This window comes from Pseudomonas sp. DW-iso3 (genome assembly GCF_058725305.1).
In genome coordinates this window covers 623,024-649,450 of sequence record NZ_JBZXDZ010000003.1, presented here as the reverse complement: position 1 = coordinate 649,450, position 26,427 = coordinate 623,024, and the positions used below count along the sequence as shown (strand labels likewise).

General features: G+C 60.7%; 30 protein-coding genes and 2 pseudogenes. 16 read left to right on the top strand and 16 right to left on the bottom strand.

What is annotated here, in order from left to right:
* Nucleotides 1–25 precede the first annotated feature (25 nt).
* From AC4PS7_RS12075 to AC4PS7_RS12065, 3 genes are read left to right on the top strand one after another with little or no spacing between them, the layout of a single operon-like run.
* Nucleotides 26–1,054, top strand: coding sequence for a methionine synthase (locus AC4PS7_RS12075; RefSeq protein ID WP_021490748.1), 1,029 nt, complete (start codon nucleotides 26–28; stop codon nucleotides 1,052–1,054).
* Nucleotides 1,054–1,572, top strand: a complete 519-nt coding sequence (locus AC4PS7_RS12070; RefSeq protein ID WP_010209020.1) for a flavin reductase family protein — start codon at nucleotides 1,054–1,056, stop codon at nucleotides 1,570–1,572. The genes AC4PS7_RS12075 and AC4PS7_RS12070 overlap by 1 nt, the downstream gene beginning before the upstream one ends.
* Nucleotides 1,569–1,694 (top strand): hypothetical protein, encoded by a 126-nt coding sequence (locus AC4PS7_RS12065; protein ID WP_010209019.1) that lies wholly within the window; start codon nucleotides 1,569–1,571, stop codon nucleotides 1,692–1,694. The genes AC4PS7_RS12070 and AC4PS7_RS12065 overlap by 4 nt, the downstream gene beginning before the upstream one ends.
* 58 nt (nucleotides 1,695–1,752) lie before the next feature.
* On the opposite strand, the gene AC4PS7_RS12060 is transcribed toward AC4PS7_RS12065, so the two are convergent.
* Nucleotides 1,753–2,361, bottom strand: coding sequence for a LysE family translocator (locus AC4PS7_RS12060; RefSeq protein ID WP_029529083.1), 609 nt, complete (start codon nucleotides 2,359–2,361; stop codon nucleotides 1,753–1,755).
* A gap of 112 nt (nucleotides 2,362–2,473) precedes the next feature.
* On the opposite strand from AC4PS7_RS12060, the gene AC4PS7_RS12055 reads away from it, so the two are divergent.
* From AC4PS7_RS12055 to AC4PS7_RS12045, 3 genes are all read left to right on the top strand, one after another.
* On the top strand, nucleotides 2,474–3,337 hold the full coding sequence (locus tag AC4PS7_RS12055; RefSeq protein WP_010209013.1) for a LysR family transcriptional regulator: 864 nt from the start codon (nucleotides 2,474–2,476) through the stop codon (nucleotides 3,335–3,337).
* 53 nt (nucleotides 3,338–3,390) lie between these two features.
* Nucleotides 3,391–3,753, top strand: coding sequence for a hypothetical protein (locus tag AC4PS7_RS12050; RefSeq protein ID WP_021490749.1), 363 nt, complete (start codon nucleotides 3,391–3,393; stop codon nucleotides 3,751–3,753).
* Nucleotides 3,754–3,822: 69 nt separating this feature from the next.
* Nucleotides 3,823–5,070: a hypothetical protein gene (locus AC4PS7_RS12045; RefSeq protein ID WP_106119569.1), complete on the top strand. Its 1,248-nt coding sequence runs from the start codon at nucleotides 3,823–3,825 to the stop codon at nucleotides 5,068–5,070.
* 39 nt (nucleotides 5,071–5,109) lie between these two features.
* Here AC4PS7_RS12045 and AC4PS7_RS12040 read toward each other — a convergent pair whose 3' ends face one another.
* Nucleotides 5,110–5,832, bottom strand: coding sequence for a BPL-N domain-containing protein (locus AC4PS7_RS12040; RefSeq protein WP_106119568.1), 723 nt, complete (start codon nucleotides 5,830–5,832; stop codon nucleotides 5,110–5,112).
* Nucleotides 5,833–5,963: 131 nt separating this feature from the next.
* Nucleotides 5,964–6,590 (bottom strand): glutathione S-transferase family protein, encoded by a 627-nt coding sequence (locus AC4PS7_RS12035; protein WP_010209008.1) that lies wholly within the window; start codon nucleotides 6,588–6,590, stop codon nucleotides 5,964–5,966.
* A 130-nt stretch (nucleotides 6,591–6,720) separates the two neighbouring features.
* Here AC4PS7_RS12035 and AC4PS7_RS12030 point away from each other — a divergent pair, with 130 nt between their 5' ends.
* Nucleotides 6,721–7,176: a VOC family protein gene (locus tag AC4PS7_RS12030; protein WP_106119567.1), complete on the top strand. Its 456-nt coding sequence runs from the start codon at nucleotides 6,721–6,723 to the stop codon at nucleotides 7,174–7,176.
* On the opposite strand, the gene AC4PS7_RS12025 is transcribed toward AC4PS7_RS12030, so the two are convergent.
* A complete protein-coding gene (locus AC4PS7_RS12025) occupies nucleotides 7,154–7,780 on the bottom strand; it encodes a TetR/AcrR family transcriptional regulator (RefSeq protein ID WP_106119566.1) in 627 nt (208 codons plus the stop codon). The two genes, AC4PS7_RS12030 and AC4PS7_RS12025, sit on opposite strands and share 23 nt — an antisense overlap.
* A 135-nt stretch (nucleotides 7,781–7,915) precedes the next feature.
* Here AC4PS7_RS12025 and AC4PS7_RS12020 point away from each other — a divergent pair, with 135 nt between their 5' ends.
* A complete protein-coding gene (locus AC4PS7_RS12020) occupies nucleotides 7,916–8,356 on the top strand; it encodes a hotdog fold domain-containing protein (protein WP_010208999.1) in 441 nt (146 codons plus the stop codon).
* 38 nt (nucleotides 8,357–8,394) lie between these two features.
* Here the strand turns inward: AC4PS7_RS12020 and AC4PS7_RS12015 are convergent, their stop codons facing one another.
* On the bottom strand, nucleotides 8,395–10,131 hold the full coding sequence (locus AC4PS7_RS12015) for an OPT family oligopeptide transporter (protein ID WP_010208998.1): 1,737 nt from the start codon (nucleotides 10,129–10,131) through the stop codon (nucleotides 8,395–8,397).
* Nucleotides 10,132–10,275: 144 nt separating this feature from the next.
* Nucleotides 10,276–12,333 (bottom strand): methyl-accepting chemotaxis protein, encoded by a 2,058-nt coding sequence (locus AC4PS7_RS12010; protein ID WP_010208996.1) that lies wholly within the window; start codon nucleotides 12,331–12,333, stop codon nucleotides 10,276–10,278.
* A 316-nt stretch (nucleotides 12,334–12,649) separates the two neighbouring features.
* Between AC4PS7_RS12010 and AC4PS7_RS12005 the strand changes: the two genes are divergently transcribed.
* Both AC4PS7_RS12005 and AC4PS7_RS12000 read left to right on the top strand, forming a co-directional pair.
* Entirely contained in the window at nucleotides 12,650–13,177 is a 528-nt protein-coding gene (locus tag AC4PS7_RS12005) for a M35 family metallo-endopeptidase (protein ID WP_010208994.1), read from the top strand.
* A 73-nt stretch (nucleotides 13,178–13,250) separates the two neighbouring features.
* Complete coding sequence (locus AC4PS7_RS12000; RefSeq protein ID WP_010208993.1) at nucleotides 13,251–13,715, top strand: hypothetical protein; 465 nt, start codon at nucleotides 13,251–13,253, stop codon at nucleotides 13,713–13,715.
* 46 nt (nucleotides 13,716–13,761) lie between these two features.
* Here the strand turns inward: AC4PS7_RS12000 and AC4PS7_RS11995 are convergent, their stop codons facing one another.
* The gene (locus AC4PS7_RS11995; RefSeq protein ID WP_010208992.1) at nucleotides 13,762–14,301 is read right to left on the bottom strand and encodes a pesticin C-terminus-like muramidase; all 540 of its coding nucleotides are present in this window, start codon (nucleotides 14,299–14,301) and stop codon (nucleotides 13,762–13,764) included.
* A gap of 164 nt (nucleotides 14,302–14,465) precedes the next feature.
* On the opposite strand from AC4PS7_RS11995, the gene AC4PS7_RS11990 reads away from it, so the two are divergent.
* From AC4PS7_RS11990 to AC4PS7_RS11980, 3 genes are all read left to right on the top strand, one after another.
* The gene (locus AC4PS7_RS11990; RefSeq protein ID WP_010208990.1) at nucleotides 14,466–14,849 is read left to right on the top strand and encodes a Mor transcription activator family protein; all 384 of its coding nucleotides are present in this window, start codon (nucleotides 14,466–14,468) and stop codon (nucleotides 14,847–14,849) included.
* Nucleotides 14,850–14,931: 82 nt separating this feature from the next.
* Nucleotides 14,932–15,582 (top strand): DUF2589 domain-containing protein, encoded by a 651-nt coding sequence (locus AC4PS7_RS11985; RefSeq protein ID WP_010208988.1) that lies wholly within the window; start codon nucleotides 14,932–14,934, stop codon nucleotides 15,580–15,582.
* A gap of 59 nt (nucleotides 15,583–15,641) precedes the next feature.
* Complete coding sequence (locus tag AC4PS7_RS11980) at nucleotides 15,642–16,217, top strand: DUF2589 domain-containing protein (protein ID WP_010208987.1); 576 nt, start codon at nucleotides 15,642–15,644, stop codon at nucleotides 16,215–16,217.
* A 15-nt stretch (nucleotides 16,218–16,232) separates the two neighbouring features.
* On the opposite strand, the gene AC4PS7_RS11975 is transcribed toward AC4PS7_RS11980, so the two are convergent.
* The 3 genes from AC4PS7_RS11975 to AC4PS7_RS11965 are packed head-to-tail and all read right to left on the bottom strand — an operon-like array spanning nucleotide 16,233 to nucleotide 17,975.
* Entirely contained in the window at nucleotides 16,233–16,523 is a 291-nt protein-coding gene (locus tag AC4PS7_RS11975; protein ID WP_010208986.1) for a DUF3144 domain-containing protein, read from the bottom strand.
* 40 nt (nucleotides 16,524–16,563) lie between these two features.
* Entirely contained in the window at nucleotides 16,564–17,259 is a 696-nt protein-coding gene (locus AC4PS7_RS11970; RefSeq protein ID WP_042571810.1) for a tRNA (adenine(22)-N(1))-methyltransferase, read from the bottom strand.
* Nucleotides 17,256–17,975 (bottom strand): FadR/GntR family transcriptional regulator, encoded by a 720-nt coding sequence (locus AC4PS7_RS11965; protein ID WP_010208984.1) that lies wholly within the window; start codon nucleotides 17,973–17,975, stop codon nucleotides 17,256–17,258. Before AC4PS7_RS11965 ends, AC4PS7_RS11970 begins: the two co-directional genes overlap by 4 nt.
* Nucleotides 17,976–18,314: 339 nt before the next feature.
* Between AC4PS7_RS11965 and AC4PS7_RS11960 the strand changes: the two genes are divergently transcribed.
* Both AC4PS7_RS11960 and gudD read left to right on the top strand, forming a co-directional pair.
* Nucleotides 18,315–19,676, top strand: a complete 1,362-nt coding sequence (locus AC4PS7_RS11960; RefSeq protein ID WP_492179426.1) for an MFS transporter — start codon at nucleotides 18,315–18,317, stop codon at nucleotides 19,674–19,676.
* A gap of 19 nt (nucleotides 19,677–19,695) precedes the next feature.
* Complete coding sequence (gene gudD, locus AC4PS7_RS11955; RefSeq protein ID WP_010208977.1) at nucleotides 19,696–21,021, top strand: glucarate dehydratase; 1,326 nt, start codon at nucleotides 19,696–19,698, stop codon at nucleotides 21,019–21,021.
* A gap of 1 nt (nucleotide 21,022) precedes the next feature.
* Here gudD and AC4PS7_RS11950 read toward each other — a convergent pair.
* The 3 genes and pseudogenes from AC4PS7_RS11950 to AC4PS7_RS11940 all read right to left on the bottom strand — a co-directional run.
* Nucleotides 21,023–21,133: pseudogene (locus AC4PS7_RS11950) on the bottom strand (addiction module antidote protein); the annotation flags it as partial.
* Nucleotides 21,134–21,226: pseudogene (locus tag AC4PS7_RS11945) on the bottom strand (type II toxin-antitoxin system RelE/ParE family toxin); the annotation flags it as partial.
* Nucleotides 21,227–21,267: 41 nt separating this feature from the next.
* Nucleotides 21,268–22,191: an ABC transporter substrate-binding protein gene (locus tag AC4PS7_RS11940; protein ID WP_042571812.1), complete on the bottom strand. Its 924-nt coding sequence runs from the start codon at nucleotides 22,189–22,191 to the stop codon at nucleotides 21,268–21,270.
* Nucleotides 22,192–22,432: 241 nt separating this feature from the next.
* On the opposite strand from AC4PS7_RS11940, the gene AC4PS7_RS11935 reads away from it, so the two are divergent.
* A complete protein-coding gene (locus AC4PS7_RS11935; protein WP_042571813.1) occupies nucleotides 22,433–23,674 on the top strand; it encodes an acyl-CoA dehydrogenase family protein in 1,242 nt (413 codons plus the stop codon).
* A gap of 166 nt (nucleotides 23,675–23,840) precedes the next feature.
* Here AC4PS7_RS11935 and argE read toward each other — a convergent pair whose 3' ends face one another.
* From argE to AC4PS7_RS11920, 3 genes are read right to left on the bottom strand one after another with little or no spacing between them, the layout of a single operon-like run.
* The gene (argE, locus tag AC4PS7_RS11930) at nucleotides 23,841–24,998 is read right to left on the bottom strand and encodes an acetylornithine deacetylase (protein ID WP_042571814.1); all 1,158 of its coding nucleotides are present in this window, start codon (nucleotides 24,996–24,998) and stop codon (nucleotides 23,841–23,843) included.
* Nucleotides 24,995–25,669: a DUF1028 domain-containing protein gene (locus AC4PS7_RS11925; protein WP_492179425.1), complete on the bottom strand. Its 675-nt coding sequence runs from the start codon at nucleotides 25,667–25,669 to the stop codon at nucleotides 24,995–24,997. Before AC4PS7_RS11925 ends, argE begins: the two co-directional genes overlap by 4 nt.
* A 9-nt stretch (nucleotides 25,670–25,678) precedes the next feature.
* Complete coding sequence (locus AC4PS7_RS11920; protein WP_010208969.1) at nucleotides 25,679–26,410, bottom strand: class II aldolase and adducin N-terminal domain-containing protein; 732 nt, start codon at nucleotides 26,408–26,410, stop codon at nucleotides 25,679–25,681.
* Nucleotides 26,411–26,427: the final 17 nt, after the last annotated feature.

Sequence of the window (26,427 nt, the reverse complement as noted above, 5' to 3'; positions counted from 1 at the left end):
CATTTAAAAGACAAGGTCACCCCGAATGAAAAAGTTATTACCTACTTCAACGGCCGGCAGCTTGCCTAAACCGTCCTGGCTTGCACAACCCGAGACACTTTGGTCGCCCTGGAAACTGCAAGACGAGGCCTTGCTCGAGGGCAAGCAAGATGCGTTGCGCTTGTCCCTGCAAGAACAACAAAACGCCGGCATTGATATCGTCAGTGATGGTGAACAAACGCGCCAACACTTCGTCACCACCTTTATCGAGCACCTCAGCGGCGTTGATTTCGAGAAGCGTGAAACCGTCAGAATCCGTGACCGTTATGATGCGAGCGTCCCGACGGTGGTGGGTGCTGTCACGCGTCAAAAGCCGGTGTTTGTCGAGGACGCCAAGTTCCTGCGCCAGCAAACCCATCAACCGATAAAGTGGGCGCTGCCAGGCCCCATGACGATGATCGATACGCTGTATGACAACCACTATAAAAGTCGCGAAAAACTGGCCTGGGAATTTGCCAAGATCCTCAATGAAGAAGCCCACGAACTGGAGGCGGCAGGTGTGGACATCATCCAGTTTGACGAGCCGGCCTTTAACGTCTTCTTCGATGAGGTGAATGATTGGGGCGTTGCCACCCTGGAAAGGGCCATCGAGGGCCTTAAATGTGAAACCGCGGTGCACATCTGCTACGGCTACGGCATCAAAGCCAATACCGATTGGAAAAAGACGCTGGGCTCCGAGTGGCGGCAATATGAAGAGGCGTTTCCCAAGCTGCAGCAATCCAGTATCGATATCGTCTCGCTGGAATGCCATAACTCCCATGTGCCCATGGAACTCATCGAACTCATTCGCGGTAAAAAGGTGATGGTCGGTGCCATTGACGTGGCCAACCACGCCATTGAAACACCGGAAGAAGTCGCCAATACCCTGCGCAAAGCCCTGCAGTTCGTGGATGCCGACAAGCTTTACCCGTGCACCAACTGCGGCATGGCCCCCCTGCCCCGCCGTGTGGCACGCGGCAAGCTGAATGCGTTGAGTGCAGGCGCTGAAATCATCCGCCGAGAACTGTCGAACTGATGCCCACCCTGTCACGTCCCCGTGCGGCCATCGAGCCCTTGAGTTTTCGCGAAGCGCTCGGGCACTACGCCTCCGGCATCACGGTGATTACATCGCACATCGATGGCGAGCCGATTGGCTTCACCTGCCAGTCGTTCTACAGCGTGTCGATGAACCCACCGCTGGTGTCATTCAGCGTCATGGCCAGTTCCGCCAGCTACCCCAAAATCCGTCAGGCCGGTCGATTCGCCGTCAATATCCTCTCGGGCGCGCAGGTCAGGATCTCCAACCAGTTCGCGCGGCGCGGCACCGACAAGTGGCACGACGTCGACTGGCAGGCATCGCCGCTGGGCAACCCGATCATCGCCGGCAGCCTGCATTGGCTGGACTGCGACATTCACGCCGAACACGCCGCCGGAGATCACCTGATCGTGATTGGCGAAGTGAAAGCACTGAACCTGCAAGAGGCGGAAGCGACGCAGCCGTTGCTGTATTTCAAAGGGCAATATTGCAACATCGCCGCGCCTGACGTGGTTTGAGCCTCTACCCACGCCGCCGTGACTGCACCTACGGCAACGCCAGCGTCATCGTCAGCGATGAAGAACACCTGGTGAAACGCGTGATGCAATTGACCGCCGGCCAAGGCGTTTATCCTGAATGAGCTGGCGTCGGGCGCGTTGTCGCCGGTGATTGAGAAGAAACAAAGGGAAGCCTTGCCCTCAGCTGTGAATGGGCAGCGCCAACCCAAACACCACAAAGAACCCACCGCAGACTTTATTGAACCGTCGCCCGCTACGCGCCAGCCAAGGTCGAACCCGGTGTGCGGCGCTGGCCACTGTGTATTCAACGACAAACTCGACGACAGCGTAAGTCAGTGCAATGGTGGCCGTCTGCGCGATGAGGCTTCTGTGCGGGTCCAGGAAAGGTGGAATAAACGCGGTAAACAGCAGCAAAGCCTTGGGGTTTGAAATGGCCGAAACCAGTCCCTGACGAAACAGCGACCCACTGCTCAGCGTCGGGGCGCCGGCCGCGTCCAGGCTGACCGGGGCGGATCGCCACAACCCGAAACCCAACCAGATCAGGTACAGTCCACCAGCCACTTTCAAGGCGGTAAACCAGGTGGCGGAGGCCTGGATCAACGCGCCCAGGCCCAGTGCGCACAGCATGAGCACAAAGGCAAAGCCGAGCACGCCTCCGCTGATAGTGAACAGGGTTTTACGGCTGCCATGGATCGCGCCATGGGTCAGCGCCAACAACGCATTGGGGCCAGGCACTACCGCTATGCCACAGCAGGTGAACAGGTAGAGCAACCAGGTCTCGAAGGGCATGATCAGGTCCGGCAACGGTGGATTCAAGCCCGTATCCTGCGAGCGAACGGCTATCATGAAAAGCGCATAATTCACTACACAGCCATTCGATAAACGAATAGAGGTAAACCGCATGCCTTCCAGTGATTTGCAGATCGATTGGCTCAAGTGCTTTGTGGCGGTGGTGGACGCCGGTTCGCTGTCGGGCGCGGCCCATGAGGTCAACCGTTCGCAGTCCGCCGTCAGCATGCAAATGAAGAAACTGGAGGCCGCGCTGGGACGGCCTTTGTTGAACCGAGGCCCGAGGCACCTGCAGTTGACCGATGACGGCCAGACATTGCTGGGCTTTGCCCGTCGCATGCTCGCCTTGCACGCCGAAACCCAGGCGGCGTTTCATGGTGAAGCCTTGACCGGGCGCATTCGTCTCGGGGTCGCGGAAGACTATGCGGCAAAGTACCTCACGCCGGTGCTCAAGCGTTTTGCGCCGCGTTACGCCGGTGTGGACATCGAACTGACCTGTGAACAGTCCACCGCACTGATCCCACGCGTGCGCAGTGGTGACCTTGATCTGGCGCTGGTGTCCAGGGACTCGCCGCACAGTGGCACCTTTCTGTTCAAGGAACCGATGGTGTGGGTAGGCTCGCCTCAGTTCGAACTGTGGCGCCGGGACCCGGTGCCTATCGCCGTCTACGAAAGCGCCAGCCTGGCTCGCCGGTATGCGGTGAATTCACTGGCCCAGCAGGGGCGTCAGTTCAAGGTGGTGTACAACAGCTCCAGCCTCGCCGGCCAAGTGGCTGCGGTTGAGGGCGGGCTCGCGATTGCCGCGATTACTCAGTGCACGGTGCAGCCGTCACTTCAGGTCTTGGGCAGCGAGCACGGTTTGGGGAATATCGAGCCGATGGAGGTGTCGATTCTACGCAGCCGGGCGTCTCGCGGGTCGAAGGCGGTCAATAGCCTGCATGGGTTTATCATCAGTGCGCTAAGAATTCAGCCCTAGCCGTCACCTGCACCCTGTTAATCTGCGGTGCCTGCCTTCTTTCGGAGCTTTCTGTGACTTCATCAAAACGCGACAGCGCCCGCATCGAACGTCGCCTTGTCGCCACCCTGACCGACGCTTGCGAAACCGCCAAAGCCGAAATCCCAGGGTTTGAATGGCTGACCCACACCGTCAACTACGCCGACTTCCCCCACAGTCTGCGCATCACTTGGGTCTTCGACACCCGCGCCAACCAGGCGCATGCCGTGGCCACGGGGCTGGATGCACGTCTCCGCGAGCTGACCGCCACCGCGCTGCACGACGCCGAGATCCCGCCTGTACATTTGGCGCGTTGTGTTCACGTTGATTCTGAAGAAGCCTGCCATGCTCAGCACGGCGGCAATTGGCGTTTGCGCCTGACGCGCTCAGCCAACTAGAGCCTGGCGCCCAACTGCTGGATAATGCCTCGCCCTGTTTCTCGCCCGCCGATAAGGAAGTCCTTTCCCATGAAGTTGCCGTTTTCCGCTGCCCTGCTCGCATCTGCCCTGCTGTCGCCTTCGATTGCCCAGGCCGACGACGCTGCGTTGGTCGACACGCTCAAGGCCTTCACCCGCTGTGACGAGACGTTCTTCAGCCGTCTGAACACCCACCGTGACGCCTGGCAGGCCTATGCACCGCTCAAGCAGGAAAAGGACTTCGCCTGGATCGCGGTGCGCGATCGCACCGACCCCAAGGCCACTGCGGTGCCGGTGAGCGCGCCAGCCATTGCGGGGTTGAAGCTGCTGTCCTACAACGACGAGGTCAGCGATCTTGGCCCGTTGGGCCTGTATTATTTCTGGGGTTTCACGGTGGACGGCAGTCTTGATGACGTCGCCCAGCGCTTCGCGGCATTGCTGGACCAACCGGGGGCGCTGCAAAAAGGCGAGGGGCAATACACGCGCAGCGAGTTGAAGGTGGGCAACAGTTGGCAGGCGATCAAACCCATGCCGGGCAAGGCGCCGGGGCTGCGCAATGTGGAACGGGTGCTGATCGTGGAGCCGGAGGGCAAGCATTCCCGTGTGAGCTGTTCGGTGCAGGGCGGCGTGAATGCCGGGTTGCTGGCGCTGTTGCGGCCGGACATTGCGCCGGTGGATTACCCGCGCACCGTGGCCGACACTAACCTCGCCGATGTGCCGGTGCCGCCCAACGTGCTCCAGGGCCTCGACACGCCGCTGTTGCAGCCCAAGTTCAAGACGTTGAGCTACACCTATCTGTCAAAGAATGGCGCGGGCAAGGACGCACCGATCACGATCAGGTTCAAGGCCGAGGGCGGTTTGCTGGTGAAAAATGAAGCCTACGGCAGCGCCTTCAATGTGGACCGTTTGATGCTGGCGGACCTGATCCAGCTGAAATCGAAAATGAACGGTGTGGGCGACGGCCAGGTGCTGCAGACCCGCGAGGCCGAGGTGAAACTACCGACGAGCTGGGCGCCGGGCCAGACCTTGAGTGCCCATCTGCAGATGGCCAATGTACCGGTCAAGCCCACCGACAAACCGACCGAAACCACCTTGACCTGCAAGGTGGGCGAGCGCTTCCCGGCGCGCCAGGTGTTTGCGTCGCTGACGGGCGATGCGATCCGGTTGGCCTGCGAGCAGGACGGGTATTCATCGTCGCGCGCGTTTATCGAGGACCTGGGCGTCGCGCTGACGCTGGAGTCGACATCGAGCCAGACCCACTATGTGAATGAAATCCAGACGCTGGACGTGGTGCGCTGACGCAGGTTGGTCTGACCACTGCAAAGGAATAGGTGGGTCTCAAAAGCTGCGGATCAGCGAGCCGAAAAGATCCCCTTCAGGCATCTTGCTCAACGGAATATCAGCATTCTCGAACCACGCTTGCCCGGCCTCGGGATGCGGGCCACTTAGCACCACCACGCCTTTCTCATAGGTGTACCGCGCGGCCGCCACATCACCGTTGCGGTAGGTCGCGATGGTGGTGTGTGACCCTTTGGGAAAGTACGGGCCGTCCTGGAAGAAGACGTGGTCAACCTTGCCCGCCCAGGTGACCTGAACGGCGGCATCGGCAATGCCAGGCACTTCAAAACCGGGACGACCGGCTTCTCCGTCGAGGTCCTGCGGGATCAAACCGAGGTTGCTGTCATCCGCCAGGTAGGCGCCCATGCACAACCCCAGGTAGCGCCCACCGTTGGCAACATAACTACGGATGGCCTCGCTGCGCGCCTCTCCCAGGCTGCGCAGGGCGCCGGGGATGTCCTGGCCGCCGCCGGGTTGCACGTAAAGGTCATAGCGCGCCAGGGTTTGCGGCGTGATGTCGATCGACTCATCCGCGCCCACAAAATCAATGTGGTAGTCAGGGTTGAGGCGTTGCAGGGCTTTTGCCACGTTTTCGGAACAGTCGTCACAGCCCGCCGGCCCCCGGTAAATGGCGACGTGGGTGATAGGCGTGCCGGCCTCGGCCGGTGACGGCAGCAACAGGGCAAAGGCAAACAACGTGGCGGCGATGGCTCGCAGGTTCATGGCGTACGACTCCGGTTTGGACACCGCCAAGCCTATAGCGATTGCCCCGTTCAATTCGTTAACAGTTGTAAACACTGCGACGAGAAATGAACGGAGCCCCGCTGCTGCTTTAAAACGTCACGCCGGGGCCTTTATTTGGCAAACGCATACTCCCCGCCCTGCTCCACTGCCTTGCGATACGCAGGTCGCGCCTGGAATTTCTGCACCCACGCCGCCAGGTTCGGATAAGCCTGCAACTTGCCCTGGGCCTTGGCGATTTCACCGATAAAGCTCATCTGGATATCCGCGCCACTCAGCTCATCGCCGAGCAGGTAGCTTTTATCCGCGAGCACGTCGTTCAGGTAACCGAGGTAGTTGGCCACTTCCGATTCGATACGCGGATGCAACGGCGCGCCAGCCTCGCCCAGGCGGCCGACGTAGAGGTTGAGCATCAGCGGCAACATGGCCGAACCTTCGGCAAAATGCAGCCATTGCACGTATTGGTCGTAGGTGGCGCTGGCCGGGTCCGGCTGCAGGCGGCCCTGGCCGTGGCGGCGGATCAGGTAGTCGATGATGGCGGCGGATTCGATCAGCACCCGGTCGCCGTCTTCGATCACCGGGGATTTACCCAGCGGGTTGATCGCCTTGAGTTCCGGTGGTGCGAGGTTGGTTTTCGGGTCGCGCTGGTAGCGCTTGATCTCGTAGGGCAGGCCGAGTTCTTCGAGCAGCCACAGGATGCGTTGCGAGCGTGAGTTGTTGAGGTGGTGGACGATAATCATTGAGTGCTCCGCGGGGCGAGAGGGGTGTCTTGGAAACAGACTACGCCAGCCTCCGCGAGTGCCGACAAATTATTTTCTGCGTGACGGACGCCGTGGTTACCATGGGGATCGGTTCGGAAGGAGACACACCATGGATCTGAAATTCAGCCACGTCGACATACTCGTCGAAAACCTTGAGGAAGCCTGTGCCTATTACGCACGCATCCTCAATGCACGCCTCTCCAAGACCTTGGTGTGGGAACGCGGCGGCCTGCATGTGCGCTATGCCGTGGTGCTGATGGGGCAGGAACGCTTCATGCTGGTCCAGCCGATCGCCGGGAACCTGCGCGAACTGTTGGATGCTCACGGCGAAGGCATGATTTATCGCCATTGCTACACCACGCCGGACATCGAGATCGCTTATGACCATCTGATCGCCGCGGGTGTGCAGCCTGAGAACGAGAACGGCGTGCCTCTGGCCCGTGAGCATCTGCAGTCCCCTTCCGGAGGGCGCATTATCTGGCTGCCCAAACGCTTTGGGCATTTCTCCATGGAGATCCTGGAAGAGGCGACGCTGGAGGCGTTTATTCTGGAGGCGTTTGACTGATCGAGGCCCACGCCGCCTGCGCCAGCAATTGCGCGTAGTGATTCGGGCTGTGCTTGACCCGGCCGGATAACCACGCACGGGCGTAGCTTTCCGCCGAGCCGATGATCAGCGACAGCAACAATTCAGCCGGAATATGGCTGAACGCCTCACGGCGGCCTTCGCCGCTCATCCACTCGGTCAATTGCGCATTGCGCTGCTTGTTGCGGGTGAGCAGTTCGTCCTTGAGCGGGCCGTTGGCCACGGCGAAGCGGCTCTGGAACATAAAGCGCGCCCACTCGGGTTGCGCATCCACCCACTCCACATAACTGCGTACCAGCGCTTCCACCCCCGCCTGAGCGGTTTGTGCCTGCTTGAGGTGTTGTTCTCGCAGTGCGGCCTGATCGTCCAGCGCGGCAAAAAACAGCGCGGCGACGATACCTTCCTTGTTGCCGAAATGATGGTAGATGGCGCCCACACTGGTCTCGCACCGCGCGCGGATGGTTTCGATATTCGTCGCTTCAATACCGACTTCGTTAAAGCTGGCCAGGGCCTCGCGCAGGATGCTGCGCTTGAGGTCGCTGCGCCGGCTCGGGAAGGTGCGCTCGATCAGATCAGGTGCGTGCATGAAGTGGCTCGCCAAATGTGCGGAGTCTAAAGGTACAGCCGCCTGCAGAGAAGGCATGGCTTGACACTCGCGCAATCTACAGAATATTGTTCCGTTACAGAATATTATTCTGTTAACCCATTGCGAGGATAATCCATGAGCCAGTTTCTCAGCATGTTCAACAGTGTAGGCCCGGCAGCGTTCAGCCAAATGGCCTGCCAAGTGGCGCCCTACTTCAGCACCATCAACCCGGAAATCGCCGAACTGCGCCCTGGGCATGCCGTGGTCAACGTGCCGTTTCGCAAGGAAATCACCAATCACCTGGCCTCCGTGCATGCCATTGCGCTGTGCAACGCAGCGGAATTGGCGGGTGGGACGATGACGGACGTGTCGATCCCGTCAGGTGCCAAATGGATTCCCAAGGGCATGACCGTAGAGTATCTGGCGAAGGCCAAGTCAAACATCCGCGCCGTAGCGGATGGCAGCGGCATTGATTGGTCAACCGCTGGAGACAAGATCGTGCCGGTGGATATTTTCGATGAGGGTGAGGTGAAGGTGTTTACCGCGAAGATCACCATGAACGTGAAGATCGCCTGAGGCCGTGATGGCAGGCTCGGCCTTTGCCGAGCCACGCTTCAGCTCACCATCGACCACAGTGATGCCCCTACCCCGGTGATGCTCTCCCCCGCAATCAAACCGGCGGCAGCGGTGATCGCAAAGCGCTCGGTGAGGCTCGGCCAGCGGCAGCTCACCAGCCAGGTCAGTATCGCGCCCAGGGCCATCATCAGCGAGACCGAGGCCGGCAATACGAAGGCCAGGCCAAGGGCGGCGGCACTCGGAAGGAAGCGGGCACGATGGGCAGGCAACGTGCTGTCCAGCACACCCAGCACCACGCCAACCAAGCCGCCAATGACAATCGCCCAGCGGATGCTGGTGGACAGAGAATCGAGTCCATGGGTGAGGGTTTGCGCCACGGCTTTCCAGGTGGCGACCGCCGGTGCCGGCCATTCTTCGGTGAGCAGCATGGATTGCGGATCAGGGATCAAGGCCAGGTAGGCGAATACGCCGACAATGCTGCCGATGAAGATCCCCAGGATTTGCGCGATCACTTGCTTGTGCGGCGTGGCGCCAATGGCCTTGCCCACCTTGAAATCATTCATCAAGTCCGTGCATTGCCCGGCCGCGCCGCCGGCCGTGTTGGCGCTCATCAGGTTGATCGGCACCTGCCCCGGCGCGACGATGCCGAAGCTCAGCTGGGACAGTTGCCCGATGGCACCGATGGGCGGAATACCGGTGGCGCCCACCACGCGCGCGGCGACGGCGGCGAGGCAGATCGCCAAGGGAATAGTGAGCAACGCCATGCCCAGGTTGATACCGAACAGCAGCGCCTGCAGGCTCACCACCAGCACAATCGCCAACGCAAAACCGGCAGCCGGACCTGGCTTGGGCACTGTCCAAGTCGATCCACCGCTGGAGTGCGTTGACCGGTACAACGCCCACAAACGAATCGCCAGCGACGCCAAGGTGGAACACACCATCAAGCTCACGCCCGGCCACAGCAACCACTCCACCAGCGCAGCGAACTGCGGGCCGCTGCTGTCCGCAGGCAACGTGACCAGGTGTTGCGCCAACAACCAGGGGCCCAAGCCGCCCCAGGCGAGCAAAGCACCGAGCAGCAGAGTCAGGCCCACGCGAATGCCGATAATGCCGCCGAAGCCCACCAGCAGCAGCGAAGGGTCGGCGGTGAAGGTCAGGCGCTCCAACTGAGCGCTGGGCGACCAGCGCGGGAAGGCCCACATAAAGGTGTCCACCCACTTGACCAGCCCGGAGAGCAACGCGGCGCTAAGCAACACCTTCAAGCGCGTCGCGGCTTCGCGGCCGTGGTTATAGATGTGCAACAGGGTTTCCAAGGTGGCCATGCCTTCGGGGAATTTCAGCGCCTTGTCATTCAGCAGCGAGGGCCGTAGATACCAGGCGATCCAGATGCCCAGGAAACTCACCGAGAACACCCAGGCGATCATCGGGACGGCGTCCAACTGGTTGCCGGTCAACAAGGTATAGGCTGGAATCGGCGCCACCAACCCACCGGAAATGATTGACGCCGCGGCCGACGCGACGGTCTGGTTGATGTTGCTTTCGTGCAAGGTCCAAGGCAGGTGCTCGGTGGAACGCTTGGCCACTCCCTGAAAGATGGCGTAGCCGATCAGTAGCGCGATGATCGACATGTTGAACGACCAGCCGATCTTCAACCCGGCATACACATTGGAAGGCGTAAGGAGGATGCCGAGGACACTGCCGGTGATGACCGCGCGCAAGCTCAGCTCGCGGGTGACGGGGCCGTGCGGGAGAGTCGTTGGCGGGGCTGAAGTCATGCGGAGTCCTTTCGGCGACGAAACGGGGCGACTTAGTAAGTGAGCCCTGGAGCGACCGAAGGTTCCTGCCATGAGGATCGGGACAATGTGGTGAGCGGGCTTGCCCCGCTCACCACAACACGCTTGCCCTTCACAAAATCCTGGTCAGCTCAGACGAAATCGCGCGGTGTTGTCGCTCAGCGCCTGGCTGCCTTTGCTCAGGGTGTCAGCCGCCTGGTTCACTGCCCGCGCACCGTCCAGTAAACGCCCTGCCGCCTGGTCCACTTGCTGGATATTGCCGCTCACTTCATCCGCCGTGGCGGCTTGCTCCTCAACCGCGGTGGCGATCTGTGCCAGGGTGTCGGTGACGTGCTGCACCGCGCCGGCAATCTCGCCCAAACGGGTACCCAGCCCGGTGACGGATTGCGCATCCGTCAGCGCTTGCTCACACGCCGCGCCCATCAGGGCGACTGCCTGGCTGACCGTGGCGCGCAGGCTGTCGACAGTGCCGGCGATCTGCGCCGTGGAGGCCTGGGTACGTTGCGACAGGCTGCGCACTTCATCGGCGACCACGGCAAATCCGCGCCCCTGTTCACCAGCACGGGCGGCCTCGATGGCGGCGTTGAGCGCCAGCAGGTTGGTCTGTTCGGCGATGCCACGGATGGTGTCGACCACCGATTGAATCTGCTGCCCCTGCTGGCTGACCTGCTCCAGCGCATCGGCGGTGTCGGTCAGGCGCACGTTGAGTTGCTGGATGCTGGCTGTGGTGCGCTGGCTGTCGCGGCTGCTGTCTTCGGCAATGCGCCGGGTCTGTTGGGCGCTGTCCGAAGCGTGCTCACAGCTTCTAGCGACGCCCAAAGACGTCGCGGCCAGTTGGGTGGCGGCGGTGGCAATCTGGCTGATTTGTTGTTGCTGGTCTTCGACTTCGGTGAGGGTGTTGCCCGATTGGGCGTTGAGGGTCAGCACTGCCGAACCCAGCTGCTGCGTCTCGTGATTGACTCCCAACAGGCTGGTGCGCAGTTGCACCACCGCCACGTTGAGCGCGGTGCTGATGGCCGCGAGTTCATCGCGCCCTTCCACCGCCACTTCGACACACAGGTTGCCGTCCCGCAGGGATTCGGCCAGGGTGGTGATGCCGCTGGCGCTGCGGCGGATCGAGGCTTGCAGGCACATGAACAGGTACAACGCGGCCAAGGCCAGCAGGCTGAACGTTGCTGCCACCGGCACGAATTTCTGCAACGAACGGTCACGGTAGTGGCCCAGGCGCGCATCCAGCGAGGCGAGAGACTGGTTGCGCAGCGCGCCCAGGCTGTCGAGCATGCCGTCGACACTGGTGTCGAAGGCCGCCGTGTCGAGTTTGATGGTGCCGCCGAACACGCCGTCGTCGAGCACTTTGAGTTCGCTGTCCAGGCGTTGCAGGCTGTTGTCGTACTGCGCCGTCCAGGGTTCAATACCCGCATATTGCTTGGCCTTGAGTGAGGCCGCCGCCTTGACCAATTGGTCCCGCGCATCGCCAATGCGACTGCGCAAATCGCGCATCTGCAAACGGCTCTGCAAGGTGAATTGACCCGAAGCAATGGACGCCTGACCGACACTGGCCATGCGGCCGATGCGCTCGATCAGGTCGGGGGTGTACTGGGTGGAAATCTGCATCAGCAGGTAGGTTTCCAGCCATGGGTCGAGGATCAGCCCGGCATCCAGGGTGATCTGCTCGCGCAAGATTTGCATCGCGGTCAGGGCCGAGGTGAAACGGTCGTAGCCATCCGGCCACCAGCCCACGGTACGCAGGGATTGGGAGTCCATGCCCTTGACCGTGGCCTGCAACGCGTCAAAGCGGGCCTGGATGTCCGCACTGGCGTTCTGGGCTTTGAGCGAATCGCCCAGGGCTTGCAGGCTTTGCAGGATCACCGGGAAATTGGCGTCGACCTTGTCCATCGCCGCCTTCGCCGCCGGGGTGGGCGCGTGCAGGATGTCTGCCGCTTTCCAGCGCGCGGCGAGGTTGCGTTGGGCCGTCAGTTGACCATCGAGCGCATCCAGGGCCAGCAGTTGCCGAACCCCGGACTGCTCGCTGGAAATCACGGTCAATTTGTCGCGATAGTCCGAACCGATCATCCACAGGCTACCCGCCAGGGGCAGCATGAACAGGAAGAACAGGATCTGGAACTTGCGCGCAAAGCCGAAACGCCCCAGCAGGCGGATACCGGGTGATAAAAGGCTGTGCATGTCCGACCACTCCCCAAAAACGACCCACGCGGTGCACCGCGGGGTGAAGCCTTGAAATGACTAACGGCAAAATGCCATGTCATTGATTAGCTTGGCTCAAGCAAGATACGGGCCGTGGGTAGTGGGGCTGGAGACAGGCGGCCTCGCGCGTTTAGCGTGCAAGTGCCGTGCTCGAAAATGGGGCAAAAGCACTCAGTGCTGAAGACGCCGCTGTAACTATTGGCGCAGTCCGTAGGAACAGCGGAATTACTTCCTGCTGATTAGCGCTTTTCTCCACGCTCACACTGAAATCTCCTAACACCACTGGAGATTCATCATGCCCGTACGTCCATTGACCAGTTCTGAAAACCGAACCTTCCGCGCAGCACGCTGGGCGGCACTGCGTTCACTCAACTACACCATCGACCAACTCAATGCCGGTAATGCCACTGTCGCCCGGGTTTGGATGGGCGTCGCCCATCCTCAGAATCTGCAGGAATTGGCGCGACGCCTGGGGCTGATTCGTACAGCGTTGAGCAACATTCATCAAAACCAGGTTTTTTATGACACAGACCCGCAGGCTGACTGGTTCGCCAAAGTAAACGTCAACCTTCAAGGCCCGGCGCACGTCATCACAGTCGCCCGCCCCTTCTTCGAGGCCCCGACGTATGGCAATGACTCCCGCGCCGGTACGCTTATCCACGAAACCAGCCATTTCCGCGATGTGCTGAACACTGACGACAATGCTGATGGACGCGACGCCTGCCTGCGCCTGGTTCAGCAGGCACAGCAACATGACGGGAACCTGAATGCCGTCATTAACAATGCCGACAGCTGGGAGTATCTGGTGGAAGACACCTATTGATCCAGGGCTGCGGCAATCGGAAAAAGCCTGTTTTCGGACAGGCTTTTTCATCCCCCACTATCAGGAGTTGAACATGGAACGTCGATTATTGATGGGCGCCTCACTGGCAGCGCTATACATGTTGGCGGCGCCGGCGCACGCGCTCAGTACTGCCGATGTTGAACCTCAAACGCTAAAAGAGTATGCCGTCACACTAAACGCCCATGCGAGTCATTTTCAGTGGCAGCAATTATGGAGAGCCACGCGTGAACACGGTTTTTTCAACAAAAACACTCCCACGTACTTCACTGCACCCATGGCACAAGTACCCGACCTTGTGTCCACCGTTTTGAATAAGGCAACGACCGTTACACCCTTCGCGTCAACCCGCGCCACCTACCGCTATGACTTTGCAGACAAAGTAGGTTTATTCAACAACGTGGCCGTCACGGCACTGTGCGTTGATGTGGACTGGCGCACTCTGCACGAAGGCGCCGATGTTGAAGATGCCCACGCGATGCGATCGGTGAGCCTGTTGCTCGCCAAACCCTGCCCTTGATGCAAACAGCCACCCAAGGTTCGCTCGGGTGGCTGTCCCTAGAGCGTTACAAAGCACTCGCCAACAAAGCGGCTTCCTTGCAACGTCGTGTGGAATAACGATCGCCGAAATTCCTCAAGTTGCTCTCGGCTGCGTTCCAGTCCGCCGCCACAACTTGCGCCCAGAACTTCGGTGTTCGGCTGGCAAGGTTGCCATATTGGAAGGCAACCGAGGCGATCACGGTTTGCATCGGCGCCGGTAATGCATCAAATGGGCGTCCGGCAGCTTTGCTGTAATCACTGGCCAGGCGCTCGATGAAGGGTGCCTTGTAGGCCTCGTCAATCCTGCGCGCATCCTCCGCACTGACATTCAGCGGCAGGCGTTCGAGGCGTGCGACGGCTTCCGCACCGATCAACCCCAGGTAGGGTAAAAGCCGGTCACTGAGATCCTTGGGCAGCATAGTCAGGTCCTTTTGCTGGCCCAGGTCAAAGCCGGTGCCGATGGTGACGCCGCTACGGCTGTTTTCCGGGTCAGGCACGTAACCACGTGTGGCGCTACCGCCTTCGAGCTGAGCGATGAAAGCCATATCTATCGAATTGTTGGGCATGGTGAGTTTCCTCTTGGGTTTAGGAAACTGCAGTCCATCACCCACGCCTCCCCCTCTTCAGAAGGTAAAACTTCCCCATCTTCATAGGTAAAGTTTCCTACTGATTATCCGCACGCATTACTTCCTAAGCTCTGACCAGCTCACATCACAAGGAGGTTAGGCCGATGGAACCGAAAGACCTGGAACACATCGATGTTCGACAACTCCCCCACTCCCTTCAGGTGCTGGTCGCCTGTATCGGTATGGAAAATGCGTTCCGCCTGACCTGCGTATATGGCGGTCGCCCCAAGTACATCCCCAAACACGCACAACGTACTTCGCTGGCGCTGATTTTATCGCCGGAAGCCTTACGGGCCTTAATCAATGACTTCGCAGGTATTTCTTTGGAGATACCCAAGTCCGACCATTTTTTTCGGCAGATCCGTAATCAGAATATCCAGATGGGTATTTCCGATGGCATTTCACGAAGTGTATTAGCCGAGAAGTACGGACTGAGCCTGCGGCAAATCGCCAATATTCGCCGCCAAGACATTTGCATTCATCGGTAATTACTTCCTACTGAATCACAAAGTGCCACATGGATAAATTGAAGTTGCGCACTTTCGCGCACTCAAGATAAGGAAATTAAAAATGCCAGATATTGATAAAGGTCTCATTGGAGGCGTGATCGCCGCACTCCCACTGGACAAGATGATTACCGGACCGCTGATGGCAATGATCCAGGCCCAAGTCGCTGCCAGTAAAGCGTATGCGGACTTTCTCATGGGCGTGTGTATCCAGGACGGCAAGGCCGTTTCGGTACAGTTCGACTATGACGAAACCCTCGTCGATGAGCAGGGCATCTACAAAGGCACGGTCAGCAAGACCATGCGCATTCCGCTGCTGGCTGCGATCAGCCACCCCAACATCACCATCGAAGAAGGCAGCATCGAGTTTGAGCTGACCATCACCCAAATGGCCGAGGACACCAGCTCCAATGATGTTTCCGGCAGCTTCGACGCCAAGATGGGCTGGGGTCCTTTCAGCGTTTCGGTCAAAGGTGCCGCCAGCCACAAGTCATCCCAGACACGTAAGACAGATACCCGCGCACGCTACGAAATCAAGACCAAAATCGTTCGCCAAGACCCACCGGAAGCCTTGATGCGCGTCATCGATTTCCTCACCGATGCCGCCACCAAGCCGGTCACTCTGCCGAGCGCCACTCCAACCAGCCCGACTGAGCTGCCAAAAGCAGGGGTGCTTCCACTGCCTGACGCCAAGCCTGCGGAAAAAACCAAATAGTCCCACCCCGCCCCGTCCCTCTGGGCGGGGCAACCCACTCGACTTGAAAGGAGCTCACCATGGCATTTTTTTCGCGCCCCAAGGAACCCATGTCGGCCAGCGACTTGAGCCACATCACCCGCGGGTTGCAGCAGGCCGCAGCGGCCACGCATAACTTGATCGCCCATCAATACATTGCGCTGTTCGACCAGTTCTTCGACTACAACGCTGAGGACCTGGGCACGCCAATGAAAGCCAAGATGGTGGAGATTTCGCTGACCGAGGGACATACCATCAGCGTACCGCTGATCGCACTGGTCGCGCCGAAGGGTTTGGCGCTGCACAAGATGGATGTAGACCTGTCGGTAAAAATGCACAGCACTGAGGTGCAAAAAGCCAGCCACGACCTGGAGAACGGCGACCTCCACAGCGAGAAGTTTTTCGTGACCTTTGGCGCCACCAAGCGTGAGGGTCAGGAACGCGATCCCGATGAGGTGCAGATTCGTATCGAGTTCAAGGCGTGCGAGCCACCGGAGGCGATCAACCGAATCATCGAGGAGTACACCCATTTGATCAGCCCCATCGCTAACCCGCCAGGTCCGTCCCCTATCACCGAACAGCCCACCGCACAGGCCCCTTCGGACTTCGCCCCCTAAAGGCGCTTAAAGGACCTATTGCATCACCTTGTACCGGTCGAAATTATTGATGTGATCATCCAGATTATCCTCAAGCATCATCCGGTACTGGTCACAGAAGTACTTCAACATCGCCTCCCGTGCATCGGCCATTTCCGCGCCGGACTTGAAGTTGCGCGCACTGGCCCAGGCATTGAAGCGCGTGGTGCCGAACATCATCGAGGCGCTGACCTGGCCGAGGTTTTCGTGAGCCTGCAGCTGCTGGTTCGACAGTTCGATGTGCGCGTCGGCGCGGTCGTAGAAAGTGAGGTCGGTGGCGTCGGCCATTGTCGGTGTCCTAGGTCATCAGGTTTGAATGAAGGGGGTATCAGGCCAGTAACGCGGCAATCCATCTGGCCTGTTGGACAATCTCTTGTCGCTTCTCTTGCGACACCGCCTGCCGAGCGCGCTCGAAGCTGGACAGGGTCTTGTGCTTCTGGCGCAACATGCGTTGCCACTTGGCGATGAACGCCGGGCTGCGGGCCTGCATTTGCAGCGGCCCGAAGTACAGCTGTTCAGCAGTGTAAGCCACTGGCCCAGCGCGCTCGGCGACGATGATTTCGTAGTAGAAACGGTTCTCCAACAGCAGCTCTTCACTGAGGATCGTATAACCGTTATCCATCAGCCATTGGCGCAGCGGTTGCTCGCCGCCGTTGGGTTGCAGGATCAGGCGTTCCTGGCCGCTCAGGTGCTGCTTGCCGCTTTCGAGGATGTCGCGAATCGTCTCGCCGCCCATGCCGCAGAGGCTGATCGCGGTGATACCGTCATGAGGTTCGATGGCCGCCAAGCCATCGGCCAGGCGCACCGTGATCTGTTGCTCCAGGCCGTTGTCGCGCACGCTACGTTGCGCCGCATGAAAGGGCGTGGTCGCGACCTCCCCCGCCACGGCTGCCGTGATCAGGCCGCGACGCATCAACGCCACCGGCAAATAACCGTGATCGGAGCCAATATCGGCCAGGCGCGCGCCAGCCGGTACGTTGGCGGCGACGCGCTCCAGGCGTTTGGACAAAGTGTGTTCGTTCAACGGCCCTGCTCCCCCGAAAAACGATCCCGGCTGTTCGTCAGGTGCAACACCATGGCCGCGCGGGCAGCGTCCGGGTCCTGGCGTTTGATCGCGTTGAAGATCGCCTCATGTTCCAGGTTCGCCAACTGGCCCAGCTTGGCAAAGTCGGCGCCGCCACGTTCATCGCCTTTCACCTGGGTGCGCGGGATCATTGCATTGCCCAGGTGCAGCATGATTTCGGTGAAGAAGGTATTGCCGGTGGCCTCGGCGATCAACTGGTGAAAGCGTTTGTCTTCCTCCACGCAGCTGTCGTTGTTGGCCAGGGAGGCCTGGTAGTCATCGAGTGCCTGGCGCATGTGGTCCAGCTGTTCGTCGGTGCGGCGCAATGCCGCCAGCGCGGCGGCTTGCACCTCTAGGCCCAGGCGCAGTTCGAGCATGTTGCGCACGCTGGCCACCGTGTCCACATGCAGGCGCAAGCCCTGCTGGGCCTGTTGCGCCAGCACGAAGGTGCCGATGCCGTGGCGGGTCTCGACCAGCCCGGAGGCCTGCAATTTGGAGATCGCTTCGCGCACGACGGTTCGGCTCACACCGTGCTCAAGCACGATGGTGGATTCCGAAGGCAGCTTTTCGCCGGGTTTCAATTGGCCGAGCAGAATGCGCTGGGTCAGCACATCGACCACGCCCTGGGCCAGGTTGGTGGAGCGTTTACGCAGGGGGATTCCACTTTCGATGGGCATTGCAACAGGTCCACGGGGTTGAGCTGCGGGGAGCTTAACACCCAGCCCGGCGCCAAGCGTGGGTTGATTGAAAAAACCCACAACTTGTATGACAACCAAACTTATCGTTCACGCTCACAGATACCCTCCTCACGCTCTTTGCCGGTAAAAATCTCGCTCAAGAACCCGCACCGCGCCCAATAAACACGCTATAAATAACCGGAATATCTGTTCTACCCACCGCGTTATAAGAAGAAAAACACTCCCCAGCGGATTGCGGTCGCAAGAAACCTACTTGTATGATGTCTATCAACAAGACACGCAAACCCGCATAAAAATAATCAGGGGGAGTTTTGAATTGTGAACAATTCAAGCCATGCATCTGCCGCTCCACACCGTGATCCCGTCCTCGCGCGCGCCGTGAGCAAAGTGAAGAGCCATGTGCTCCCACTGTTCGTGATCATGTTCATCCTCAACTACATCGACCGGGTCAACATCGGCTTTGTGCGCACGCACATGGAGCATGATCTGGGCATCGGCGCGGCCGCCTATGGTTTCGGCGCCGGGTTGTTCTTCATCGGCTACGCCCTGTTCGAAGTGCCGTCCAACATACTGCTGCAAAAGGTCGGCGCACGTCTCTGGCTGACCCGCATCATGTTCACCTGGGGCATCGTCGCCACGCTGATGGCGTTCATCCAGAACGAAACCCACTTCTATATCCTGCGCTTCCTGCTGGGTGTGGCCGAGGCCGGCTTCTTTCCTGGGGTGATCTACTACTTCACACGCTGGCTGCCTGGCGCGGAACGCGGTAAAGCCATTGCAATCTTTTTGAGCGGCTCGGCGGTTGCGTCGCTGATTTCCGGCCCGCTTTCAGGCGCGCTGTTGCAGATCGAAGGCTTTGGTTTCCATGGCTGGCAATGGATGTTTGCCATTGAAGGCCTGGCCTCGGTGGCACTGGGGTTCTTTGTGTGGTTCTGGCTGGACTCGAAACCCCACGACGCCCAGTGGATGACCCGCGAAGAGCAGGACGCGCTGGTCAACGCCATCGACCAGGAGCAGCGCGACCGTGAAGCCCTCACCACGGTCAAACCGACCCTCGGCAAACTGCTCAAGGACCGCCAGATCCTGCTGTTCTGCGCACTGTACTTTTGCATCCAACTGACGATCTATGCCGCTACCTTCTGGCTGCCGAGCATCATCAAGAAGATGGGTGACCTCACGGATGTGCAGGTCGGTTTCTTCAACTCGATCCCGTGGCTGATCTCGATCATCGCCATGTATGCCTTCGCCTCGCTGTCTGGCAAATTCAAGTTCCAGCAGGCTTGGGTCGCGGCGGCGCTGTTGATTGCGGCAGCGGGCATGTTCATGTCTACCACGGGCGGGCCGATCTTTGCCTTCGTGGCGATCTGCTTCGCGGCCATCGGTTTCAAGTCGGCGTCGTCGCTGTTCTGGCCGATACCCCAGGGTTACCTGGATGTGCGCATTGCCGCCGCGGTGATCGCGCTGATCAACTCCATCGGCAATCTGGGCGGCTTCGTCGCCCCCACCACCTTCGGCTTCCTGGAACAGACCACCGGCTCGATCCAGGGCGGCCTTTACGGCCTGGCCGGCACTTCGTTGCTGGCCGCGATCCTGGTGTTTTTCGCCAAGACCTCGCCCTCTGCCGTTCCGATTTCACCGAGCGCCGAGCCAACAAACGCCGCCCTCAGCAAACCTCTTTGAGCTTATTCAGGAACTTGCCATGACTACGCCCGTCGTTACTCACTTTCAGGTCATCCCCGTCGCCGGCCATGACAGCATGCTGCTCAACCTCAGCGGCGCCCACGGCCCCTACTTCACACGCAATATCGTGATTCTCAAGGACAGCTCCGGCAACACCGGCGTGGGCGAAGTGCCCGGTGGCGAGCGCATCCGCGAAACCCTGGAAGACGCTCGCAGCCTGGTGATCGGCCAACCCATTGGCCAATACCAGCGCATCCTCAACCAGATGCGCAGCACCTTTGCCTCCCGCGACGCTGCCGGTCGTGGCTTGCAGACCTTTGACCTGCGTATCACCATCCACGCCGTCACGGCCATGGAAGCCGCGCTGCTCGACCTGCTGGGTCAATTCCTCGACGTCCCGGTGGCGGCCTTGCTCGGTGAGGGGCAGCAACGCGACGCGGTAAAAATGCTCGGCTACCTGTTCTATGTCGGCGACCGCAGCGCAACCCCTCTGGCCTACCGCAACGAAGCCGACAGCGACGATGAGTGGTTCCGCCTGCGTCACGAAACAGCCCTGACGGCCGACGCCGTGGTGCGCCTGGCTGAAGCCGCCAAGGCCAAGTATGGTTTCAACGACTTCAAGCTCAAAGGCGGCGTGCTGAGCGGCGACGAAGAAATCCAAGCCGTCACCGCCCTGGCCGAACGCTTTCCGGATGCCCGCATCACGCTCGACCCGAATGGCGCCTGGTCATTGAAAGAAGCCATCCGGCTGTGCCGCGACCAGCACCACGTACTCGCCTACGCAGAAGACCCTTGCGGCGCCGAGAACGGCTACTCGGGCCGCGAAGTCATGGCCGAATTCCGCCGCGCCACGGGCCTCAAGACCGCCACCAACATGATCGCCACCGACTGGCGTGAAATGGGCCATGCGATCCAACTGCAATCCGTCGACATCCCCCTCGCCGATCCGCATTTCTGGACCCTGCAAGGCTCGGTACGCGTGGCGCAGATGTGCCATGAATGGGGCCTGACCTGGGGCTCGCACTCCAACAACCACTTCGATATTTCCCTGGCGATGTTCACCCAGGTAGCCGCCGCGGCCCCTGGCGACATCACCGCCATCGACACCCACTGGATCTGGCAGGACGGTCAACACCTGACCAAGGCGCCACTGAAAATCGAAGGCGGCTACGTGAAAGTGCCAAACAAGCCAGGCCTGGGGGTGGAGATCGACATGGACGCGGTCGCCAAGGCCCATGAGGTGTACAAAGGCATGGGCCTCGGCGCGCGGGATGACAGCGTGGCGATGCAGTTTCTGATTCCGGGGTGGCGCTTCAACAACAAGCAGCCGTGCCTGGTGCGCTGATTCAGAGGTTTGTAGGGGCGGGCTTGCTCGCTCCTGCAATCGGCCGCACAGTCAGCTCAATCCCTGGCGCCAGCATCAGCTTCTGGATCATTTCATAGCGCGTCTTTGCCCCCTACCCTTTCTGGTCGGTTTTATCGCGCCCCCACAGACTCAGGTAAGCCGTGATACCCGTACGCACGAAATACATCCGGTAGCCGGGCCCGACAACCATTGGGTGGATACTATGAGGGCTTGTTTCCCCCGCGTTTAAAGCACCCGATCAAACAACGGCGCCACGTCATACCGCTGCTTCAACATCTGCGCATCCACCAAAAAATCCGCCGTGGCCTGGGCCTCGCTGATAATCGTCGGCGAGATCGGCAGCACCTTGATCGCGTCGCGCTTGAACCACACCTTGGCGATTTCCGGCGCCGACTGGTTGGCCTTGGACCAGGCTTCGGCGTACTCATCGACGTGGGTGTTGCTCCACTGACGGGCGCGGGTCAGGCGGGCGATGAAGTCCTTGATGATCGCGCTTTTCTGCGCCAGGGCCGGCTCGTAGGCGACGATGTAGGTCGGTGCGCTCATCAGGCCCTTGGCGTTGCGGATCAGGGTGCTGCCTTCTTTTTCCTGCAGCGACACGTAGGGTTCCCAGGTGCCGAAGGCGTCGATGTCGCCCTGGGTCAGCGCCAGGCTGGCCTCTGCCGGCAGCAGGTATTTGAAGTTGACGCTGCTGCGCGGCACACCGGCTTCATCCAGCGCCTTGTATGCCAGTTGCTGGCTCCACGAGCCGTTCCAGATGGCGACGGTCTTGCCTTTGAGGTCAGCCACCGAGTGAATGCCCTTGCGCGCCACGATACCCACACCGTCGAGGCTGGTCTGGGTGCTGGCGACCACTTTGACCGGCGCACCATTGGCGGCCAGGCTGATCACCGGGGTGTCGCCGACGATGCCCACATCCAGCGCGCCGCTGGCCACGGCCGAGGCCACCGGCGAGCCGGTGTTGAACCGTTTGAAATCGATTTTGTACGGCAGGTCTTTAAGCTCACCCGACAGCTCCAGCACGATACGGTTGGAGAAAAACTGATCACCCACGGTGAGGGTCAGCGGCTCGGCGGCTCCGGCCGACGTTCCAGACAGTGCAAGAGAGGCCAGGCCCAGCAAGGACAGCAGTGTTCGACGGTTGATCATGGAAAATCCCACAGGGTTGGAGGGTTGGTTCAACCATCTGTGGGTATGCAGTCTGGCCGTTTGACGTAGAAGCTAACGCAATAAAAGCGCGGGGTTTAATACTGTTAGGCACTATCGATAGAACCGTCGTACAGCTCGCTAGCTGCTTTTCGTATTAAAAACTTTGCCGCACCTGAGTTAGGGTGGCCGTACCAGACCACTGGACCCCAGCACCTGAACCATTTTCTGCAAGGTCCATTGCATGTCGATTCCCACTTTGAATATCTGGGGCACACCGCCCACCGCCCGCTACGAACAACTGGCCGCGCCGTTTCGTCCCCTCTTTGCGCAGATTCTCGCGCAGGCGGCGGTGGCGGATCAGACACGCGGCAGCCTCGCCACCGTGATCCAGCAACTGAACGCCTTGGGCTTGCCGCGCTGGCGTCTGCCGGCCAGTTACGGCGGCCAGGATGCGACGCTGGTCGAATTGCTGACGTTGCTCACGGAACTGTCCGCCGCCGACTCCAACATCACCCAAGCCCTGCGTGGGCACTTCGGTTTCTGCGAAGACGTGCTCAGTGCCAAGGACCGGGTTTGGCGCGCCAAATGGCTAGACCGGCTCGGCCAGGGCGCCCTGCTCTCCCCCGGCAGCACCGAAGTCGGCAACCAGACCCGCGGCGATTTCGAAACCCGCCTGCACCGTGACGAAGCTGGCGCCTTGCGCATCAGCGGCAGAAAGTTCTACACCACCGGCGCGCTCTACAGCGACCTGATCAACACCATCGCCACCGGCGAAGACGGCACGATCTACAGCGTGGTCGTCGACCTCAAGGCCCCCGGCGTGCAGATCGTCGATGACTGGAACGGTTTCGGCCAACGCCTCACCGCCAGCGGCACCTGCATCTTCGACAACGCGCCCGTGGTGGACGACGACGTACGCCTCACCCAACAGCGCTTTGGCCACGGTCAATCGTTCTTCCAGCTCTACCACCTCAGTACCCTCGCCGGCATCGCCCGCCGCGCCGCCCTCAGCGGCGCCGAAGAACTCCGCCAACGCGCGCGCACCTTCACCACCGGCAATGCCGACACCGCCGGCCAGGACGTGCAACTGCTGCAAGTGATCGGCGAAGTCGCCAGCCAGGCCTACGCTGCGCAAGCCATCGCCCAGCAAGCGGCGCAACGGCTGGAGCACACCGCGCAGTATGTAATCGCCCATGACCAACCGTTGCACGATGACGATCCGCAGGTTGCGCTGGCTGAATTGGAAGTGTGCCTGGCCGTGAACCCGGTGGTGGATGCGACACTGGCGGCCACCACGGCGCTGTTCGATGCACTGGGCGCCAGTGCCACCGCCAGCAACAAGGCGCTGGACCGGTTGTGGCGAAACGCGCGAACCCTGGCGAACCACAACCCGCGCGTGTACAAGTCGCGGATTGTGGGCAATTACCTGGTGAATGGGATCCTGCCGCCTGCGCAGTGGCGGGTGGGTGTGGCACAGGTATAACGGCCAGAGGTCACAGACACCCCGCTGTGCCCTGGTTCATCAGGACTTCCAGCGGGGTTTGCATGGTCGCTCTCCGGTTGTTTGCGGCGAGTGCATCGCACTGCAAAACAGTGTGCGACGGGGCAACACCGCTCGTAATCCTACTTGGGTATGGGCCGTGTATACCTTAGTTTGCAGGCTGGCTCACAAACTCCAGCACCCGCGCCAGCATCCGATCACAGGCCTGCAACTGCGCCACGCTGATAAACTCGTCCGGCTTGTGCCCCTGCTCCATGCTGCCCGGCCCGCACACCACCGTGGGAATGCCGGCCTGGTCAAACAATCCGCCTTCAGTGCCAAAGGCCACGGTGGCGAACTCCCGCGAGCCACAGAACTGCGCCACCCACTCGGCGGCCTGGCTTTCCAGCGACGTGGCCAACCCCGGATAGCTGGACAACTCGCTGAGGCTGATCGCCGATTGCTCGCTCACCGCCCGCATCGCCGGCAACAGGGTTTGCTCGGCGTATGCCTGCAATTGCCGGGCAACCTGCCAGGGATCCTGGGCGGGCAAGGAACGCACTTCGAAATCGAAACTGCAGTCCTGCGGAACGATGTTCAGTGCCTTGCCGCCGTTGATCAGGCCGGTCTGCACCGTGGAAAACGCCGGAGCAAAGCGCTGATCCAGATGCGGCGGCGCCTTGAGCGTTTCGCCGAGCCGCACCAGCTCGCTGATCAAACACGCGGCATATTCAATGGCATTCACGCCCGCCGGCGCATAGGCCGAATGGCACGCCGCTCCATGCACGTGGCAACGCATCGCCAGTTTGCCCTTGTGGCCGAGTACCGGCTTGAGTTCGGTGGGTTCGCCGATCACGCACAGCAGCGGTTTGACCGGTTGCTCATGGAATCGCTCGATCAGCGAACGCACACCCAGGCAACCGACTTCTTCGTCATACGACAGCGCAATGTGCACCGGCATGCGCAGCGAAGCCTTCACCAGGGCCGGCACGCACGCCAGCACACAGGCGATATAGCCCTTCATGTCCGCCGTACCGCGGCCGTACAACTTGCCGTCTTTCTCGGTGAGGTCAAACGGCGCCACGCTCCAGCGCTGCCCCTCCACCGGCACCACGTCGGTATGCCCGGACAACACGATGCCGGGCACTTCTGCCGGGCCGATAGTCGCGAGCAGGTTGGCCTTGCTCTTGTGTTCGTTGTACACCAGCTCGCAGGCCACGCCGTGGTCCTGCAAATACGTGCGCACAAAGTCGATCAGGGCCAGGTTGGATTCGCGGCTGGTGGTGTCAAAACGCACCAGTTGCGCCAGCAGTTCGCGGCTGTTCATCGATCGTCTCCGGGTACGGCGTAGCCGGGTGCGATCTGCGGGTTGATGGCACGGTCGATGTAGGCCTGCAACTGCCCGCGATAAGCCTGCCAGAGCTGGTCGAGGGCGCCGATGGGGTCTTCATCCGCCCAGTCCACCCGCAGGTTGACGATGGGCCACAAGAGGTCATCCACCACCACCAGTGCCGCCGAATGCACCGGCCCGGCTTCACCACCGCCTGCCACACCGGCTTGCATCGCCGCCAGCAAGCGGTCGGCCAGATGCCCGGAGGCTTTTTCGAAAGCAGCCACCATGGCATCGATCACAGCAGGATGGGCGAGCATATTCCCCGCCGCCACACACTGCTCGCCACTCACCGCATGGTGGATGCCCAGGGTCTGCGCGCCGCTGAAATGCGCCGTGCGGCCTGAGTTATCAATCACCGTCACCTGGCGATATTCACTGTGATCCTGCCCAGCCAAGGCGGCCAGCGCCTCACTCGGCGCCACCCCCTGCTCCAACAGGTCCAGCACCTGCGGCCCCAGGCTCGGCAAGGTGATGTTCTGCGACGCCACTGCCCCTACGCCGGGCCGCAGCCACGGGCAACGCGCGCCCACGGCAATGCTCGAAGAGCTGATGGCGATGCCCAACTGGCCCGTCTCGGCGCAGCGGGCGACAACGGAAAAAGTCATGTGGAGTCCTCAGTCGAGCACGGAAGGGTCTGCGTCGATCATCAACTGCTTCATTTCTTCAAAGTGCCGGCGCGAGAAATCGGCAATACCTTCCCAGCCGCGCGCGGTTTTTTCCGCCACTTCATCGGACAACACCCGCAACGGCTGCCCGGTGGACCAGGCGGTGACGAGGATCTGGCAGGCGCGCTCCAGGGTCCAGATATCGTCAAAGGCTTCACCGATGGAGCCGGCCGTGACCATCACGCCGTGATTGCCCATCAGCAGCCGACTCTTGCCATCCAGCAGCCCGGCCAGGCGTGCGCCTTCGGCCTCGGTGTCGGCCATGCCGCCGTACAGTTCGTCCACCGCCACGCGGTTGAAATAACGCGCGGTGTTCTGGTCGATCGGCGGGATATGCGGCTTGGCCAGGCACGCCACTGCCGTGGTGTAGACCGGGTGCAAGTGCAACACCGCGCGGGTCTGCGGCAACAGGCGATGGATCTGCCCGTGGATCGACCAGGCGGTGGGGTCCACGTTCGGGTGATCGGCACAGGCCGAATCATCGGCGTTCAACAACAGCAGATCGCTCGCGCGAATACGTGAAAAGTGCTTCCACTTCGGGTTGAGCAAAAACTGTTTGCCATCGGCCGACACCGCAGCACTGAAGTGGTTGGCCACGGCTTCGTGCATGCCCAGGTGCGCGATGATGCGAAAGGTCGCCGCCAGGTCGATGCGCGCCTGTTCTTCGTGGGATAACGCCATGAATCGGTCTCCGCAGG